The sequence below is a fragment of the Lysinibacillus sp. NPDC097868 genome (assembly GCF_044761135.1).
Lineage (GTDB): Bacteria > Bacillota > Bacilli > Bacillales_A > Planococcaceae > Lysinibacillus.
Genome location: NZ_JBIWBS010000002.1, coordinates 208,308 through 225,807, shown reverse-complemented (window position 1 = coordinate 225,807; position 17,500 = coordinate 208,308). Strand labels below are relative to the sequence as shown.

The window sequence follows — 17,500 nt, the reverse complement described above, 5'->3', positions numbered from 1 at the left end:
AAAGAATCCCCTTTTGTTGAAATCAGTTCGTTTTATTGATTATTGAAACACACCATCTCGAACGATTTGTGTATTTACTTTGACGTTTACTTTCAGTTGCGGGTACATTTCATGCCATTTTTCTAAATCAATATTTGATTTCCGAACTTGGGCTTTATAGCGTTCACCAAATCTAAAAATATCGGAATTAATTTCCTGGCTATATTGAATAATTCGATTTATTTCACTTTCTATTTTAGTATTTATTTCTTTTTCGAGATATCCTGATAATTCTAAATCCTTCATACGTAAACCTGAAGGAACTTCTAATAATCGACTTTCAAGTTCGATTATTAAATCAAATTCGGGTACATTTTTATCAACTAATTTGTTTTTTCGCTTCGATTTAATAGAGTCGAGGGCAATTAGTATTTCTTCAGAAGAATCATCAGAGGTTAATTCAAAAGTTGTAGTGGGTAATGCCAACTCAAGTGAGCCTTCTTGTAGATTATCTCGAATCATTTTAATATATATATTATCTTCTGCAGGAAGACTTCCAACCATTTTATCTCCTTTAAAAAAAGCAGTCCCTGAGATCTCAACATATTCTCCTTTCTTTTTTAACATCGGTAGAGAATAATCCCCTAATTTAGAAAGGTTATCGCGATTTGTTTCATGAAGGGTTGATGATAGAATATGATTTTGGTCAATATTATGCTCTATTAATTGAAAAAGATGTTGACCAATGTCTGTGATATTTTTATAGTTATTCTCAATTAATGCGTTTGAATTCCCCTCAACAACAGCTAAGTATATGCCATTACTTATTTCAGGACTCATTTTTAAAGTGTGTATACTATCAGCTACACCAGCATTCGCTAACTCCTCACCGAATAATACAACCCTTAATTGTCCAGTGCCAATTTTTTTTGACGTTTTTAGTTCGATTTTCAAACGGGCGCCTTTACTTGTTCTTTCTGTTGCAGATTGTATTTCTACATTACTTTCTAAATCGGGATTGATTTGTCGGATAGCACCTGTAGCAGTAATCTGATCATCCTCTGCTAAATCATAACCAATTAAGGTCGTTAAACTAGTTCTTTCGAGAATTTGCTGTTCTGTACATCCAACTAAAATCATGATGGTTGTTATGAATAAAAATAATAATTTAAAGGAATTCAACTTTTTCCCACCTGTCGTTTTGTGATTTTTTTCTTTAAAAATGCAATCAAAAATACGAACATTGGAAATACATACACTGAATAAAATGAAATTTGCCCAACTAACTTAGTAATTTCCTCTAATTTAGTTTGTGTTTCAATAAGTAAGGATCCAACAAAAATAAACATTGCAAAAACTAAAATAAATTTTTTCTCGTTTGTCTTAATGATTCGTTTAAAAGCACGATACGCTGACCAAGCAAATATACAGAGGTTTGGTAGGATAATAATTAGCCAAAAACAAACAGTAAAAATTTCAATTCTTTCGAAGAAGGGGAAACGAATAATGCTAAACAGAGACAATGTTGCCCAGACTACTCTCTCAAGTTGCTCTCCACTAAAAAAAGTTAAGGAAACTAGCATAACGAAAAGATAAACTACCATGGTATACAGTAATCCTAGATGTACAAACATTTTCGCCTTCTTCTTTTCTTTGACGAAAGGGTAAAGTACATTTATTACTTCGAAACCCACAATTGTTAAGGTCATGGCGTAAGCTCCTTTTAGTAGACTTATCACATCATTATCAAGGATTGGAAGAAGGTAGTTAATATTAGCAAATTCTAATGGATAAAATAGAACAACCATCATCCATTGGGGTAAAAAGAAACAAAAAAAACAAAGGCCAATGATTAATCGTAGACCACCAGTAAATGCATAAATCACGAGTAATAATATTGTAATGACAATAAAAGATGGACTTAAATCAGGAAATACCCATGTAACAATGACTTCAGTGAAGTTTTTGAGGATAACGGTAAATAATAATGTATAATAACCAACGAAAAATAGATTAATTAAATTACCTAAGTATTTACCAAATAAATCCAAGTGTATTCCGTAAATATCATTCGACTCGTACATTTCAAGTGTCTTAAATAGAACAACCACCAAAATGTGTGCTGCAAGAAAACTAATAATAATAGAGATCCAAGAATCTTGTTTTGCCTCTTCATATATGGCACTTTGGAATCCATAGACTCCTATACCAATTTGAACCTTGCAAATAATAAAAAAGAGAAGAGAAGCGTTAAAATTTTGAGTAGAATTAACTTGTATCATATTGTTCACTCTTTCACTTCTCTTTGCTTTCAATTGTCGTACTGACATATGGAATATCTGAATTATTTACTCTTGCATTTGGTGACTTTCGAATCACGAATGGGTTCGGTAAGCGAATGATACTATCCCCCCAGCTTTTAAATCTAGGCGGATAAAATGGTGACATATAAGGTGCACCTAAACTTGTTTGACGTAATAAATGAATTAGTAGAAAACAAAAAGCAAGGATAATTCCATAATATCCCCAGAATCCAGCTAAAAGAATTATGGGAAATCGAAGTACTCTGATTACATTCCCCATTAAATAATTGGGTGTAGTAAAAGAAGATAGTGCGCATAAAGCGATAATGATAATAAGAATATTACTCGTTATACCTGCTTGTACTGCAGCTGTACCGAGTACAATCCCCCCAACAATTCCAATGGTTTGACCAATTTTAGAAGGCAATCGTGCTCCTGCCTCACGAAGTAATTCAATAATTAATTCTAAAAACAGAGCTTCCAGTATCGGTGGAAATGGCACAATAGCTCGAGATTCACTAAGTGGAACTAAAAGCGGTTGTGGAATCACTTCATAATGGTAAGTCAGAGATGCTACATACATAGGTGTAAAAAAGATAGAAATAAAAAGAGCAGCAAACCTTAGTAATCTAATAAATGTGGCAACTGGCCATCGTAAATTCTTATCTTCTCTGCTATGGAAAAACTCAAAAAATGAATAAGGACAAAGAATCCCCATCGAACTACCATCCACAAGAATGCCTACTTTCCCACTTAATAAACCGTCGCAAAATCGGTCAGGACGTTCTGTCAGTAACATTTGAGGAAAGATAGATAAGGAGCTATCATCTATTAGTTCCGCAAGCACTGCACTGTCAAGTAAGTCTTCAATGTCCAAAGCTTTTATTCTTTGGCGTACGGTATTAACATTTTGTTCTGTTGCAATACCGTCAATATATAGCAAGGTAATATTGGTGTTTGTTTGTTTTCCAAGCTTCGTTTTTTCATTACAAAGATTCGGATTCATAATATAACGTCGAATAAGAGATATATTTGTTGAAATACTTTCATTAAAACCTACTTGAGAACCTATTACCTGTGATTCATTTTCAGGTGTAGATAAAGTGCGTGATTCAATTGTTGGTATTTTAGCTAAAACAATTTGCGAATATCCTTCAATGTGAATTATGACAGCACCTGTCAACATGGTATCAATAGACATATTCAATTGATCAGATATAGTAACTTGTGGTAGTGGTAAGATTTTTTGAATGATAGACGGTGTTTCTTCATTAATGTACTGCAATCTAGGCAGTATTTTTTCATTCAAAACATCTTCTTTTATTAAATTTTCGAGAAATACAACTGTGATGGTATCATTGACATAATGAGTTACTAAATCAGCTGGTGAATGGAGTTTCTTCGTTATTGATTTAATAAATTCTTCAGTAGAAGATGCTATATCACCATTCAGATCTTTTTCAGCAGATGAACTACTTGATATTTCTTTCGTTAATTGATTACTTTTCGTTAGAACATTTTCATTTGATCGACTCGATATACTTCTATCAATGCTCTCATTAGAATTTGTTGTTTTCGGTAATGAAACATATTTTCTTCTTCTAAAAAACAAAAGAACCCCTCCATTTCATTTTTTTCTATTGCATGAGAAGATAGATAAAATAACTACTTTCTTTTTATCTAGATACAATAATTGAAGATTAGTGAAATTATAAACACCATCAAACTCTTTAGTAGATTTATATTCATAATGTCCATAAATTTTAAATTTTAATCTTAATAGATGGAAACTTTTTAATTTAGCAGTGGATTTTAAAGAATTAGAGGTTATATAGATTTCTTCCAAACCTATTTAAATATGGATTTAATTATAGGGTGGAAAAGATATTTGAAGGAGAAGTAATATCTTGTTTTATTAGTGATTTATTTGAAGAGAAATGTAGTTTGTGGATGAATATAACTAAAACTTGCAAAATAAAAGTACAATTCTAAGCTTCGTTTGGTAATCCTTTTTTAAAAGTTGTTATTCCACAATACGGCCCTTTAATGAAAACGAGCGCTGATCCTTATTACAGAATCGCGCCCGATTGTTGAAGATCGTTATTGAACTAATGCACCGTTTGTTTAAGTGTATTTCTTCACAAATCAAAAATACTACCCTATATAGGAGCACTCCGTTTGATAAAAAAGTTGGAAAAAAGGTTAAACCAGTTTATACATAAGTACATCATCTACATATAAATCATCGCTAAATTTAACTTCTTTAATTTTACGTCCTTCTTCAACAAATCCCATACTTTTGTACAATTCGATTGCTCGTAAATTTGTTGATAAAACACCTAAACTAACTTTTTCTATTAAAGGGTTATGTTCTGCCCAGTTTAATAATTCTTTAATTAGCAATTTACCAATGCCGTGATTGCGGTACTCTTTTTTGACCATTGCCGTAAAAGAACCGGTGTGAGATAGCCTTTTAGTACTTTTTGAGCGAAAAACAATCAAGCCAACAATCTTCCCTTTGCTTTCAGCCACAATTAGCATTTCTCTTTCATTTCCCAAGATTTTCTCAATCCAGTTTCTTAGTTGCTCTGATGTTTCTTCATACTCTTCTATTACCGTAATCATAAATTCACTTTCTGAAAGAACTTCCTTTTGAAGTTCTAACACCACTTCTGCATCATTTATGTTTCCTTTTCTTAGGGATACTTGGATATTTCTTTTCGTCATCTTTATTCCCCCCCTATCTTCGTATATCTTGATAATAGTTCTAGAAATTAAAGTAAACTCCTTCTTTTCACTAACCTACCCCGTTAGCTTAAGTACATTATTTCACGAACTTATATCAACATTAACATAAAATCCCATTTTCGTTTTAGAAGTGTTATTCAATTAAATGGCCCTTTAATGAAAACAAACGCTGATCCTTATTACAGAATCGCGCCCGTTTGTTGATGAATGAAAATAGACAAAAAGCGGTGTTTGGGTGAATTTGTGCCACTTTTATGAAACTCTCACGATTACAAAACGTATGTATAGTAACTATTAATCAGACGGAGTGATAAAGATGTTAATAGCTTTTTATAGTACCCTCATTATCTTTTTCATTTTATTCATTTTCACGATTGGTTATTTGTTCCATCTCATAAAACATAATAGGGCAACAGGCGGTAATGTCCTAGCTTTATCTTCTCTATTACTTTTAACTGGAATCATTTTAGGTATATATGGATTCGACTTTTATAAATTGCAAGCTGGAGAAGTACAAATAGCACAGGGTAAATGCTATATTGAGATTAATGATAATGGCAAAAGTATTGCAACGACTTCAGTTGAAATAGATGAAACAGTTTATCAAATAATGAGCGATACATACAAGGGTTTACCAGATGGAACTTAAATTCACTATTTACCAGTTACTAAAAATATTGAAACCCTAGAAATAGAAAATAGAAAATAAATAATTAAAAACCAATTAATTAATAAATAGTGTTGCGATTAAATCTCTTAACAAATTTAACGAAAAAATAAATAAATTAAACAAATGCAAGAAGCAGGAGCGAAAGTGAAAATCGATTTTTAATAAATTCGGATTTTTAGGATGAAGATCGATAAAAACAACGAACGCCACTCCTAGTTTAACAGGAGTGGCGTTTTGCTTTAATATTTAAATTGACTAATGAGTTGTTTTAATTCATCTGCCATATGGGCGAGTGCTTGAGCGGAAGCATTAATTTCTTCCATTGAAGCTAATTGTTCTTCCGTCGATGCGGCCACATCCTCAGACGCAGCTGAATTGCCTTTCGCTGAGAATGCCAAATCTTCCGTGACTGCAGCTACCTCTTGGACACCTGCTGACATTTGTTCCGAGGCGGAAGATACTTCCTCCATTTTAGGTGTAATTTCATTCATACTTGTCATGATTACTTGGAATTTTGTAATGGCTTCATCAGAAATATGCAAACCACTTTGCACATCCTCCGTCACCTTCGCCATAATCTTAACTGATTGCTCTGTTTCTTGCTGAATTCCTCGAATAAGCTCAAAAATTTGCTTTGCCGATTCCTGTGACTGCTCTGCTAGCTTGCGCACTTCATCTGCCACGACTGCAAAGCCTTTTCCATGCTCACCCGCTCTTGCTGCCTCAATAGCTGCATTTAGTGCCAGTAAATTGGTTTGATCTGCAATGCTTGTAATGACATCTAATATGGTCGTAATTTGCTGTGATCGTTCATGTAATGTTTGGATTTTCGCATTAGAATCCGCAACTGATAAATGAATGGATTGCATTTGATTTTTCGTATTTTGAACGGCTTGTCCGCCCTCATCTGCTTGTAATGTTGCATGTTGTGAAAGATCTGTCACAGCAGAGGATATTTCTGCAATATGAAGAATAGCTGTTGAAAGTTCGTGCAGTGACTCAGCATTTTTATTGGCGCTGATCGTTTGAGAATCTGCACTTGTTGCAACATCCTGAATCGAAATGGCTACTTTTTCAGTAGCAATACTTGTCTGATTCGCATTAGCTGTTAGCTCTTCTGCCGACGAAGCAACTTCCTCTGCGTTTTGTTCAATTTTTTGAATAAGTGTCCGTAAACTTTCTTGCATATCATTAAAGGCTTGTCCTAATTGACCAATCTCATCATTTGAAGTAACCGTAACTATCTCTGTCAGATTACCTTCACTAATTGTAACGGCACTATCCTTTAAGGCTTTAATTGGTTTAATAACGGCCTTCATTACAAAATAAAAGACGATGAAACTAATAATAATAGCTGCTACTAATATAAGAATTGTGTGATACAAAATGGATGAAGCTGATTCATCAATTTCCTTAGCAAAAATAGTTCCGGTAATTTTCCAATTCGTTAATTCATTTGTTGTGTAGAATAGTATCCGGTCATCATTGTCAAAGATATAATCATAAGTGCCCGATGAGTTTTCGTACATTTCATCAAGGAAGCTCTCTTTCAGCTCTCCGCCTGCTTCTAACGACGGATGTGAGATCACCAAGTTATTTTCGCCGAAAATAGAGGAGTATCCATTTCTCCCGATTTGAATAGAATCCGCAACTTTTTGAAGATCTGTTAGCTTGATATCGATTGCTAAAACACCAGAGTGATCCTTAATCTGTTTGGCAACTGTGACAACCATATCTCCAGTTCCCGCATCTTTATATGGGTTCGTAATTAAGGTTTCTCCTTTTAAAGCTGTTGCCTCTTTATACCAATCACGATCTAAAGGATTATAGTCCGCATCATTTAATCTAGGCTCCTGTGTAAAATCACCGTCGTTCATACCAATATAAATACTTAAAACATCTGGGTGGAGCTTCGCATATTGCTGAAGCTTCAACAGAATAGATGCATGCGATTGCTTATATTGCAAAGCGTCTATTTCACTACTAAACACGTTAGCGTCACTGATTCTCTCACTAATAGTTTTATCTATAAGCTGATTTAAAAGTTCTACACTTTCATTGGCACTAAATAAAATTTCTTCTTCGATGGAATCTTTTGCAGATAAGTAAGATAAACTCCCTACAGCTATAACTGGGATAAGTAATACAAATGCAAATAGCGTATAAAGTTTGACCTTAAAACTGCTAAATATTTTTTTCATATATCAATCTCCTTTTGATTCAATTCGTGAAAAATTACTAACTATTTTCCACAACCTTTTCCTCTCTTTATCTGTTTAACATTTCTCACTAAACTTTTATCGGACGAAAAATTGTTTTTCAAACAACCTTTATGATTTTCCTACTATTCAGTTTTTAAGGAAAAATAAAAATCTCCTATAATCACCACAATTTTGATGACAATATAAGGAGAATTCGCTTTCAGTCAAAGTAAATAACAAGTCTATTGAATCATAAGCAAATGTTAAATTTTCTTGTGATATTAACTATTAAGGCTGAACTATGATGAAAAGGAAAAAACCTAACATTTACATTTTTGTATTATTTATTTCCTTATACTTTTTATCTGCACTCTCCAACGATAAAGGGAAATCTAATAAAGGTACAGTTCAAATCCCCTTTTTAATTTAGAAATGTTATTCAAATACATGGCCCTTTAATGGAATAACTTATATTTATCTTCGTTCCACATTTTTAGTACAAAAATTAGCATTTGATCTACTTTTGATGACATGCAATCAAAAAATCCAAATTATTTATCTTCAAAATAAAATCCATAAATGTGACCGCACCACAACCACTCGTCAGCCCATAAAAATTGATGCACGTGGTTTAGCTTTATAATAAAGATTATTCAAATTAATACCTAATAGCATTGATAACCAGGCAAAAAGAAAGAGCATGTTTTAAAAAAGATTAATCAAAACATGCTCATTATATATTTTATCGAATCATTCTTTTATAAAAAAGTTTGATCATTTCTATAATATTTCCGCCATTAAAAAGCGCTTTAATGGCGGAATAAACCAGTAAATCCCTCAACCAATTCCATGGATTGTGACAACCCCTTAATCCTTTAACTGATAGAAAACCTGTTTAATTTTGCCTCAGTGCCAAGTATGACAGTATTAAGCTCATTCCCTCGGCTATCTTGTCCCCTTCTGAAATAGAGACTGCGTAAAAAATTCTTGCTGTTCACGCGAGCAATCACCTGACTCCGACTTCTCGGCAAATTGCAGTATTGCGCTAAGCAGCTAATCCAATCAGCAATTTCTTGATGTGGAAGTAACTCTTTGTCAATCATCGTATCCACGATATTGACCAACCGCTCATCATCCTCATCACTAAAAATATGTATTCCATTATGTAGCATGTCAGAAATAGCGACAAGAACCTCACGTAGCATTGCAACGCTGCTCTCCTCGCACTGCACCAACTCAACAAAAACATCTGCACCGTGAGACGCGCTGTGAGCCCAGCCTCCTACTGAAAGGTAACCCCGCAGATCCTTCTCCTCATTGTAATAACGGAGCATTACTTGCATTAATTGCTCAATTTCTTCTTGATTTAAAAATGGATTCTGTCTGTGGCGTTGTATAATCAAAGCGATAGGCAAGGCAGAAAACGTCCTTGTAAAAACTGACTGATCCTCCTCGCTGCCAATATTATAGAACAAATGGTTCTCATCAGTCAGAACAGTTAAGAGACTACGTAACTCCTCTTCACTGAACCTATTCTCTTCCTTAATCCACATATAAAACATCGGATAAATCAAGTTATCCCGCAATTCTGGCTGAGAATCGCCAATATATTCAAGTAACAAAGGTAAAAAATCTTGATGCTGCTCACCTTCACCTAACTGATACTCATTTTCCTCAATTCTTTGCAAATCCTCCATAAGTTTCAACCTTATATCGTTCACTTTCCCATCCCCTTTAACATTAATAAAATCTCTTCTATTACAATATCAGGCTCATCATGATGTATATAATGTCCACTACGACTAGCAATTCGGAACTTACTTGACGTTGACAGCCATTGGAATTCTGCTTGTAGACTTTGTTCAATTCCTAATATTTCTTGAGTGGGCCATCCATCTTCATTATTATCGGGTAAACCTCTTGTAATAATTGAGAGAGGGATGTCACTTTGTTTTGAATAATCAACAATTTGCTTATAACTCTGTATTTTATCAATTTTCTCACTATTCAACATAGGATTCTTGAAATATTCCCTATTTCCTGCAAGTAGATTTTCTGGTAGAACCTTTTCATAGGCAAGTTCTTTATATTCCGGTGCAGCGTCAACCAAAACCATACCACAGATGTCCAGCGGATAAAGACTGGTATACAATCTGGCGACCAGTCCACCAAAGGAATGGCCTACTAATATATAAGGCTTCTCCACGTCAAGCGCTTGCACCAATTCGGAGAGCTCCTCAACAAGATCACAGCAAGTTCGCGGGACAGCTATGTCTTGACTCCTGCCAATACCCGCCCTGTCGTAAGACAAGGTTGACGTTTCATCCGATATTCGGTCTTGGACCTTTTTCCATGTTTCATGGCTATCGCCTAACCCTGCAATAAAGATTACGCTGGGTATATTTTTACGATATTTATTGAACAGTATACGCCTATCATAGAAATTGATTATCTTTTTATGTTGTATCCTCATTTTTAATCACCTAATTAAATTATAAGCTTTACATTATTATTTCTACAATATAAAAAAAGGACCGTTTATGTAACTCAGTAATAATTTGCCAAAGTCCTCCGTTAGTTTAAGTGAGAAACTTCACAGTCTTACTCTATATTTCAACAATAATATCCAATTTATCGAAAATGTTCCTCAACAATCTGGCCCTTTAATGCTAACGAGCGCTGATTCTTATTACAGAATCGCGCCCTTTAATTGAATAATAAATAATTAAATCCTTTCTTAATGAGTTTAATCTATCAAATGGTTGATTTTTGATTGTCAATGTCACTTTGATATTCAAGAATATCCCCGGGTTGACAGTCCAAAGCCTTACAAATAGCTTCTAAAGTAGAGAATCGAATCGCTTTTGCCTTTCCATTCTTCAAAATAGAAAGGTTAGCCATTGTGATTCCAACTCTTTCAGATAGTTCTGTTACACTCATTTTTCTTTTCGCTAACATCACATCAATATTGATTATAATCGCCACTGCTTTCACATCAGACCGTTAAATCATTTTCTGATTTTATATCTAAAGCATTTTTTAATAATTTCTGAAGAACCGCAGTGAATACTGCAATAACAACAGAAGTAAAAATAATTGTAAATCCTATAATTGCTATTCCTGGGTGTAAAGCGTTTTGTGACATAAAAAAGATAGTCCCTATCACATATAAGATACTGATAGTAATTGCACAGTATTTTATATACTTTAAAACCTTTACAGACAATTCCGAGAAAGCATTGTTATTTTCAATGCAGTTCAAAAGTCTTAAAGCCTGATACAGAGCAAGGAAAAACGGTATCGTCGTTACATACAAACCGATTAAAACGGGATATTGCAAATAAGCTAACTCTGAAAACATTTCTGCTGTATCATTTGCTAACCAAGGCAACCAAAATATACACAAGACAAGTACCGTAATCCCAATAAGGAAAACAGCTATTTTTAAAAAAATTATCGTCCCTTGTTTCATATAAAAGCACCTCATTTATTTATCGTTAATTTAAGTTTAATACAAAATTTATCGTTTTACAATAAATTATTATCCTTTTGTGATATATTATTGTTTTTAGACAAAAACGAAATGTTCCACATCTCTTATTCAATTTTCAATTAAATTGACCTATTTTGAACACAAGTTAAACAACATTCTTCAACTAAACTGCTCCGTTAGTTAAGTAAGACAAGATAAAACAACAATCGTTACGAACAGAATCATAAAAAATAGACCAACATATTTTTATTCAACAATATGGCCCGATTGCTGAAAAAGGCAAAAACATCTTTAAGAATTGCGTCCGTTTAATTAAATAAACTTAGTATTTGACTTCAAAAAATTAAGTAGATATTATAGATATATTAAATCTACAATAGGAGTAATCATATGAAGTTAACAAAAGCAACTAACTACGCTCTCCACACCATGCTATTTTTAGCTGTTAATCCCCCCAATGAGCATATTGGTGTGGCAAAATTGGCTGAACGCCAAGAAGTTTCAACAACATATTTATCTAAAATACTAACAATGTTAGTAAAGTCCGGTATGATTGAATCTGTCACTGGTGCAAATGGTGGTTATAAATTAAAACCGGGTTGGGAAGAACTTTCATTACTTGATGTTATAAAAGCTATTGAAGGTTTGACGCCTATTTTTGATTATTGTCTCGGTCATAATCCTGATTGCTTAATTCAGAAAGCGATCGAATCAGCGGAGGAAAAGCTTTTAAATGAATTGAATCAAACACGTATAGTTGATTTGGCTAACAAAATGAATGAGAAATCTATGTAAATCATGATTTCTTTTATCCTAATTATAGATATTACAACTCTATAATATACATTATAGAGAAGGAGGAAATAATTGATGAATAAATATGATTGTATTGTAATTGGTGCAGGACCAGCTGGATTAGGTGCAGCTTTAACTTTAGGGAGAGCGCGTAGAAAAGTTGCCATATTTGATAATGGAACAAATCGAAATCGTGTAACGCAAGAGTCACACGGGTTTTTAACAAGAGATGGAATTAAACCACAAGAATTTAAAAATATTGCAATTAAAGAATTAGAATCTTATCCTTCTGTGTCAATTTCAAATGAGACAGTTATGGAGGTAAATAAAGATGTTCAAAATAATTTATTTTTAGTCAATACAACGAACAATAAATCTTATATAACAGAAAAAATACTGTTGGCTACCGGTATTCAAGAAGTATTTCCATTATTACAGATTAGAGAATATTACGGTAAAAGTTTATTCAGTTGTCCATATTGTGATGGCTGGGAGCTTAGAGACAAGCCGTTAGCTATAATTGCAGAAAATGATGACCACATTATTCATATGACTAAATTGGTTTTTAATTGGTCAAAGGATTTAATCGTTTTTACTAATGGTCATCAACTATCCAAGAAAATACGAATTGATTTTGAAAGTAAAAAGATTAAGGTTTATACAGAAGTTATTAAAAACTTACATGGAGATAATGGTTACTTAGAAAGTATTGAATTAAAATCAGGTGAAAATATTCTAAGAAGTGGTGGTTTTGTAGTTCCTAGTTATTATCGCCTAAATAAATTTGCTGAGCAATTACATTGTCTACCTGATGAAAACGGAGGAATTATCACAGACGGTGCTGGACGAACAACAGCAAATGGGGTTTATATTGCAGGTGAAACTGAAAAGGCAGGACCCTCTTCTTTGATGATTGCTGCAGCCGATGGCAATAAGGCTGCTTCAAGCATAAACATGGATATAACAATAGATAGATTTTAAAATGTAAGCTGATGAGTTATAAATGCAAACTCATCAGCTTTTTTATTATAGGTCTAACTTACTCCATTAAATGGCCCGTTTGTTGAATAACTCTATTGTTAATCAACACTAATACACTTTTTAATTTAGAAATCATTTTTCTTTAACAAAAAATCCTCCTAAGATGACCTGCTTTAAAAGTAAACTTCTTAATTTTTTCAATATCGTATCTTTTCATGTATAATGTGATTTTAGTTTAAAAGCAACAACTATAGAAAAAATCACCTTGCCTCTATAAGTCCAATTAGAGGCAAGGTGATTTTTTATATCATCTAATTTGAAAATCAAGCATAAAATTTCCAAACGGAAATTTTATGCTTTACGTCATATTTTAGATCAAAACCATCGAGTGAAAAAATTACTTTATCTGGATGTGGTTTCATAATCACATGTATGAATTTTTTAAGTATAACCTTGCCCAAAATAAAATTAAGTATACCCTTGCCAAAATGGCAAAAATATACTTAAAATTACATTTAACAGTATTTGTACTGCTAAAAACTAATGTATGGAGACGGCGGGAGTCGAACCAACCGACTCAAAGTACTGATATATCAATGCTTGCGGGGGCGATTGATTTTTTTGACTACGTTTTTGACTTCGTATGATATTATCAGTAATGCTAAAGATAACCTTTTACCAAAAATATCGCTAGTAACTATCCATGCTTAATAATATCTGTGGTATCAGCACTAATTCCTAATAAAGTTTAATAAACCACCTAAAATGAGAGTTCGTCACCATCAAAAATATGAATATTGATAATTATTCATTCCCCTATTTTCAGACCTTTCGTAACTTTAGATAGACTTACCCCTAATAATACCTAGTTTTTTCAAGATCAGTGTTAATCGGACCGGGGCTTTGCCTCTATATTCTGCATCACCACGCCCCCCTTACTTTTGGCTAACTACTACTTCTGTCTTCGGATTTTGAGACTTGCATCCTATAGAGCGCACTTTTAAAAAGTAATCTTTTCATTATTTTAAACACAAAAACCACTTGATATTAAATCAAGTGGACAAATTTGTTATATATGGATATTAGCATAAACAGTGATTGTTATTTTTCTTGAAGAACAGATCTCAATAATTCAATGGCCGGTTCATCGGTTAAATCACATGTGCCTAATTTACCCTTAAAACCTTTTGAGAAAATAGATTGTTTCAGTATTTCAATATCATCATTCATATTTAATATTTTTTCATTTACATCTTCATTCTCTCGTATATTATCTAAAATACTTACTATTACATCTTGTTCTTCTTTTGGAGGTAACGGGAATGAATAATTTTCTAAAAAACTTTTAGGTACACGCTGTTGTCCAACCGATCCTGTCATTTGGGCTTGTGCCTCTCCTCTAAATTTATTTGATCTAAGCAAATAATAAACATACCTTTCATTTACACATTCTGGAGTTCGGAGTACATGAAATTCCGTTGATCCAAAACCAAATCCATTTATTAAATTACTCGCAATTGTTATCTTTCCATTCTCCATACATGGTGTGATTTTTGCAAAAAGGATATCGCGTCCCTTAAAATAAGTGTATCCTTTTTTTACCATACCATATTCTTTATACTCCATACCCTCTATTGTGCCTGTTAAATCGCTCACTGCTGACATAGGTACAAATGAAACTTTATCTTCATCTTTAACATTAACTATCTTTTCTTTTTTAGGATTTACTTCTAAAATATCCCCTAACTTTATATATCGCCAAGAATCTGGAATATTATAGGCACCTTCTATAATCTCAAAAGTTTTTTTAGGATAAAGTTCTTTTAACCTCTTTACTATATGTCGTACATGACTATTTTTATTTTCTAACCGCCATTTTTTTGTTAATTCTCCACTAAAAGCTTTTTGAATAATGCCTGCTCTACGAAGTTCAGAGGATTGTCGTGCTTCTTCAATTAACCTTTGGGCTTTTTCTATTTTTGAATATAACTCATCTAATCTAGATACAATTTTTTCTTGTTCATTTAAAGGGGGTAATGCAAATGGATATTTTTCAAGAAATGATTTAGGAACTCTTTGCTGTCCAACTGCTCCTGACATAACTTGTTTAGCCTCATATCTGAAACTCTTGGATCTAACTAAATAGTAAAGATATTTCCCTAATATTCCTTTTGACGGTTTTAAAACATAAAATTCTGTTGAACCAAAACCAAATCCACTTAATAGACCCTCTGCTATTACTGTATTTCCATTTTCCATACAAGGTGTAATTTTAGCAAATAAAATGTCTCCCTCTTCAAAATATGTGTAACCCTTCTTTACTTTATGAAAAGATTTCTCTTTTAACTCACTAATACTACCTTTTTCAGCATTAACCATGTTCATAGGCAAAAAACTACAATATAAATTATCGTCATAATTTAATTTAGGTTTAGGAGGATTAATTTTTACAACCTCCCCCAATTTCACCCAAGCCCAATTTTCTGGTATATCGTAGGGTACTTCATCCTCTGATATTATTGCTTCCTCTAAGAGCTCTTCAAGCGTTTGAGATTTTCTTTTTTTACTCATCATCCTGCACCTCAATTGCTTTTAATTCTCCAATCACTTCACTTAAAAGACTCATCGCTTGGGCTAGTTTTACCCTAGCTTCTTCTGCCGTTTCAATCGGATCTGGTAAATTATCATAGGCTAATAGAGATTCATCGGTAATCAAACCAATATCTAAGCTATCACCCTTTGCTGCAACCTCATTACGTGTAAACAAATTCCATCTTTCATCTTGTACTTTCGCTCGGTCTTCTGCATTATATGCATTAATAAATCCTTCAAAGTATTCCTCTGTAAATGGCGTTCGAGCACCAAATTTAGGCATATTTGTACGCATATCATAAATCCAAACTTCTTTGGTATTGCCTTCGTCCGTTATACCTCGTTCAAAGAACAACACATTTGTTTTAACATTTTTTGCATAAAAAATACCTACAGGTAAACGTAATATAGTATGCAGGTTACATTTATTCATCAAGTCTCTTCTTATTTTTACACCCACTTCATTATCAGATAAAACGTTATCTGGTAAAACAACAGCAGCTCTACTTGTACCATCTATTACTAATGAATTATAAATCGTTTGTAAAAAGTTTAGTTGTTTGTTTGACGTTTCAAAAGTTAAATCATCACGTGTTGCACGTTCTCCACCTTTTTTTGTACCAAAAGGTGGATTAGTGAGTACAACATTAAAATTTTTCATCCATTTACCGTTTGTGGATAAGCTGTCACCTTGCTCTAAACGACCTTCCATATCATGAAGCAATGCGTTCATTAACGCTAAACGGTGTGTATCCTTTACAAGCTCCATCCCCGTAAACGCTTCTTTCTTTTGGAATTCCGCTTCTTCTGGTGAAATATCAAAATAATCATCTGTTTTCTCTTTTAAATAACGGTCTGCTGCAATCATAAAGCCAAATGTTCCTGAAGCTGGGTCATTGCATCGTTCACCAATTTTCGGGTCAATTAGCTTCACCATTACATCAATTAAGACACGTGGTGTGAAGTATTGACCTGCACCAGACTTTTTCTCGCTCGCGTTTTTCTCAAGTAAGCCCTCGTATAAGTCACCTAAGCCTTCTTCTTTTGCGTTATACCAATCAAGTGCATCAATTGATTTAATTAGCTTTTCAAGATTTTTCGGCTCATCAATACTAGTTGCAGCACCGTTATAAATTTGGCGTAGGCGCTCATTTTTAACTTCACTACTTCCAAGCTTTAACAATAGCCCTTGATAGAACTCTTTAAGTTCAATACCTTCTTTTGCAAGTAAATCATCCCAGCGATAGCCTTCTGGAATGACCACTTCCATCTCTTGCTCTTTCATCATTTTTAAAAATAGGATATATGTTAATTCCGTTACATACTGTTGATATGTAATCCCATCATCACGTAATACATTCGCTAATCCCCAAAGTTTTGAGACGATTTCTGTGTTATTCATGTTCTTCCACCATACTTTCTTATGATCTATGCACATTATAACCTTTTTAGGTTAACAGCTCTATTAGAAAAGGAGCTCTATTTCTAGAACTCCTTAACACATCATTCAATTATTCGTTTATCCGTCAAAATGGCATATAAGTATGAAGGTGCACGTAAATGTTGGAACGGAACAGTATTTTCAACAGGTAGTAACTCAATTGCATTTTCAATTATAGATTTACTAATAATTTGATTAGTAGTGGAAAGAAAGTTTTAATCCGTTCCCAACGATTTGATAAGTAAATTCTTTACCCTTTATTTGCTTGAAAATCTCACCCTCATTTTCAATAATACT

Annotated in this window: 14 protein-coding genes; 3 read left to right on the top strand and 11 right to left on the bottom strand. The window is 33.3% G+C overall.

The genetic code is table 11. From position 1 onward, the window contains the following. Window positions 1-39: 39 nt before the first annotated feature. The 4 genes from ACIQXJ_RS15960 to ACIQXJ_RS15945 all read right to left on the bottom strand — a co-directional run bounded on the left by ACIQXJ_RS15960 (window position 40) and on the right by ACIQXJ_RS15945 (window position 5,015). Complete coding sequence (locus ACIQXJ_RS15960) at window positions 40-1,161, bottom strand: Ger(x)C family spore germination protein (protein ID WP_403055193.1); 1,122 nt, start codon at window positions 1,159-1,161, stop codon at window positions 40-42. After that, the gene (locus ACIQXJ_RS15955) at window positions 1,158-2,261 is read right to left on the bottom strand and encodes a GerAB/ArcD/ProY family transporter (protein ID WP_403055195.1); all 1,104 of its coding nucleotides are present in this window, start codon (window positions 2,259-2,261) and stop codon (window positions 1,158-1,160) included. The genes ACIQXJ_RS15960 and ACIQXJ_RS15955 overlap by 4 nt, the downstream gene beginning before the upstream one ends. 13 nt (window positions 2,262-2,274) lie before the next feature. Then, complete coding sequence (locus ACIQXJ_RS15950; protein ID WP_403055197.1) at window positions 2,275-3,894, bottom strand: spore germination protein; 1,620 nt, start codon at window positions 3,892-3,894, stop codon at window positions 2,275-2,277. A 590-nt stretch (window positions 3,895-4,484) separates the two neighbouring features. Then, a complete protein-coding gene (locus tag ACIQXJ_RS15945; protein WP_403055577.1) occupies window positions 4,485-5,015 on the bottom strand; it encodes a GNAT family N-acetyltransferase in 531 nt (176 codons plus the stop codon). A gap of 331 nt (window positions 5,016-5,346) precedes the next feature. On the opposite strand from ACIQXJ_RS15945, the gene ACIQXJ_RS15940 reads away from it, so the two are divergent. Then, a complete protein-coding gene (locus ACIQXJ_RS15940; protein ID WP_403055199.1) occupies window positions 5,347-5,679 on the top strand; it encodes a cobalamin biosynthesis protein CobN in 333 nt (110 codons plus the stop codon). 260 nt (window positions 5,680-5,939) lie between these two features. Here ACIQXJ_RS15940 and ACIQXJ_RS15935 read toward each other — a convergent pair whose 3' ends face one another. The 5 genes from ACIQXJ_RS15935 to ACIQXJ_RS15915 form a co-directional block, all read right to left on the bottom strand. Then, the gene (locus tag ACIQXJ_RS15935) at window positions 5,940-7,901 is read right to left on the bottom strand and encodes a methyl-accepting chemotaxis protein (protein ID WP_403055201.1); all 1,962 of its coding nucleotides are present in this window, start codon (window positions 7,899-7,901) and stop codon (window positions 5,940-5,942) included. An 875-nt stretch (window positions 7,902-8,776) separates the two neighbouring features. After that, entirely contained in the window at window positions 8,777-9,622 is an 846-nt protein-coding gene (locus ACIQXJ_RS15930) for a DUF2785 domain-containing protein (RefSeq protein WP_403055203.1), read from the bottom strand. Next, window positions 9,619-10,374 carry an alpha/beta fold hydrolase gene (locus ACIQXJ_RS15925; RefSeq protein WP_403055205.1) on the bottom strand — a complete coding sequence of 252 codons (756 nt, stop codon included), beginning with the start codon at window positions 10,372-10,374 and terminating at the stop codon, window positions 9,619-9,621. Before ACIQXJ_RS15925 ends, ACIQXJ_RS15930 begins: the two co-directional genes overlap by 4 nt. A 281-nt stretch (window positions 10,375-10,655) precedes the next feature. After that, window positions 10,656-10,886, bottom strand: coding sequence for a helix-turn-helix domain-containing protein (locus ACIQXJ_RS15920; RefSeq protein WP_403055207.1), 231 nt, complete (start codon window positions 10,884-10,886; stop codon window positions 10,656-10,658). Window positions 10,887-10,896: 10 nt separating this feature from the next. Then, window positions 10,897-11,373, bottom strand: a complete 477-nt coding sequence (locus ACIQXJ_RS15915) for a DUF2975 domain-containing protein (protein WP_403055209.1) — start codon at window positions 11,371-11,373, stop codon at window positions 10,897-10,899. 411 nt (window positions 11,374-11,784) lie between these two features. On the opposite strand from ACIQXJ_RS15915, the gene ACIQXJ_RS15910 reads away from it, so the two are divergent. Then, window positions 11,785-12,189: an Rrf2 family transcriptional regulator gene (locus tag ACIQXJ_RS15910; protein WP_112117987.1), complete on the top strand. Its 405-nt coding sequence runs from the start codon at window positions 11,785-11,787 to the stop codon at window positions 12,187-12,189. A 75-nt stretch (window positions 12,190-12,264) separates the two neighbouring features. After that, window positions 12,265-13,170, top strand: coding sequence for an NAD(P)/FAD-dependent oxidoreductase (locus tag ACIQXJ_RS15905; protein ID WP_403055211.1), 906 nt, complete (start codon window positions 12,265-12,267; stop codon window positions 13,168-13,170). A gap of 1,101 nt (window positions 13,171-14,271) precedes the next feature. On the opposite strand, the gene ACIQXJ_RS15900 is transcribed toward ACIQXJ_RS15905, so the two are convergent. Together ACIQXJ_RS15900 and ACIQXJ_RS15895 are read right to left on the bottom strand one after the other, a co-directional pair. Further along, window positions 14,272-15,744: a restriction endonuclease subunit S gene (locus ACIQXJ_RS15900; RefSeq protein ID WP_403055213.1), complete on the bottom strand. Its 1,473-nt coding sequence runs from the start codon at window positions 15,742-15,744 to the stop codon at window positions 14,272-14,274. Continuing rightward, window positions 15,734-17,164: a class I SAM-dependent DNA methyltransferase gene (locus tag ACIQXJ_RS15895; protein ID WP_403055215.1), complete on the bottom strand. Its 1,431-nt coding sequence runs from the start codon at window positions 17,162-17,164 to the stop codon at window positions 15,734-15,736. Before ACIQXJ_RS15895 ends, ACIQXJ_RS15900 begins: the two co-directional genes overlap by 11 nt. Window positions 17,165-17,500: the final 336 nt, after the last annotated feature.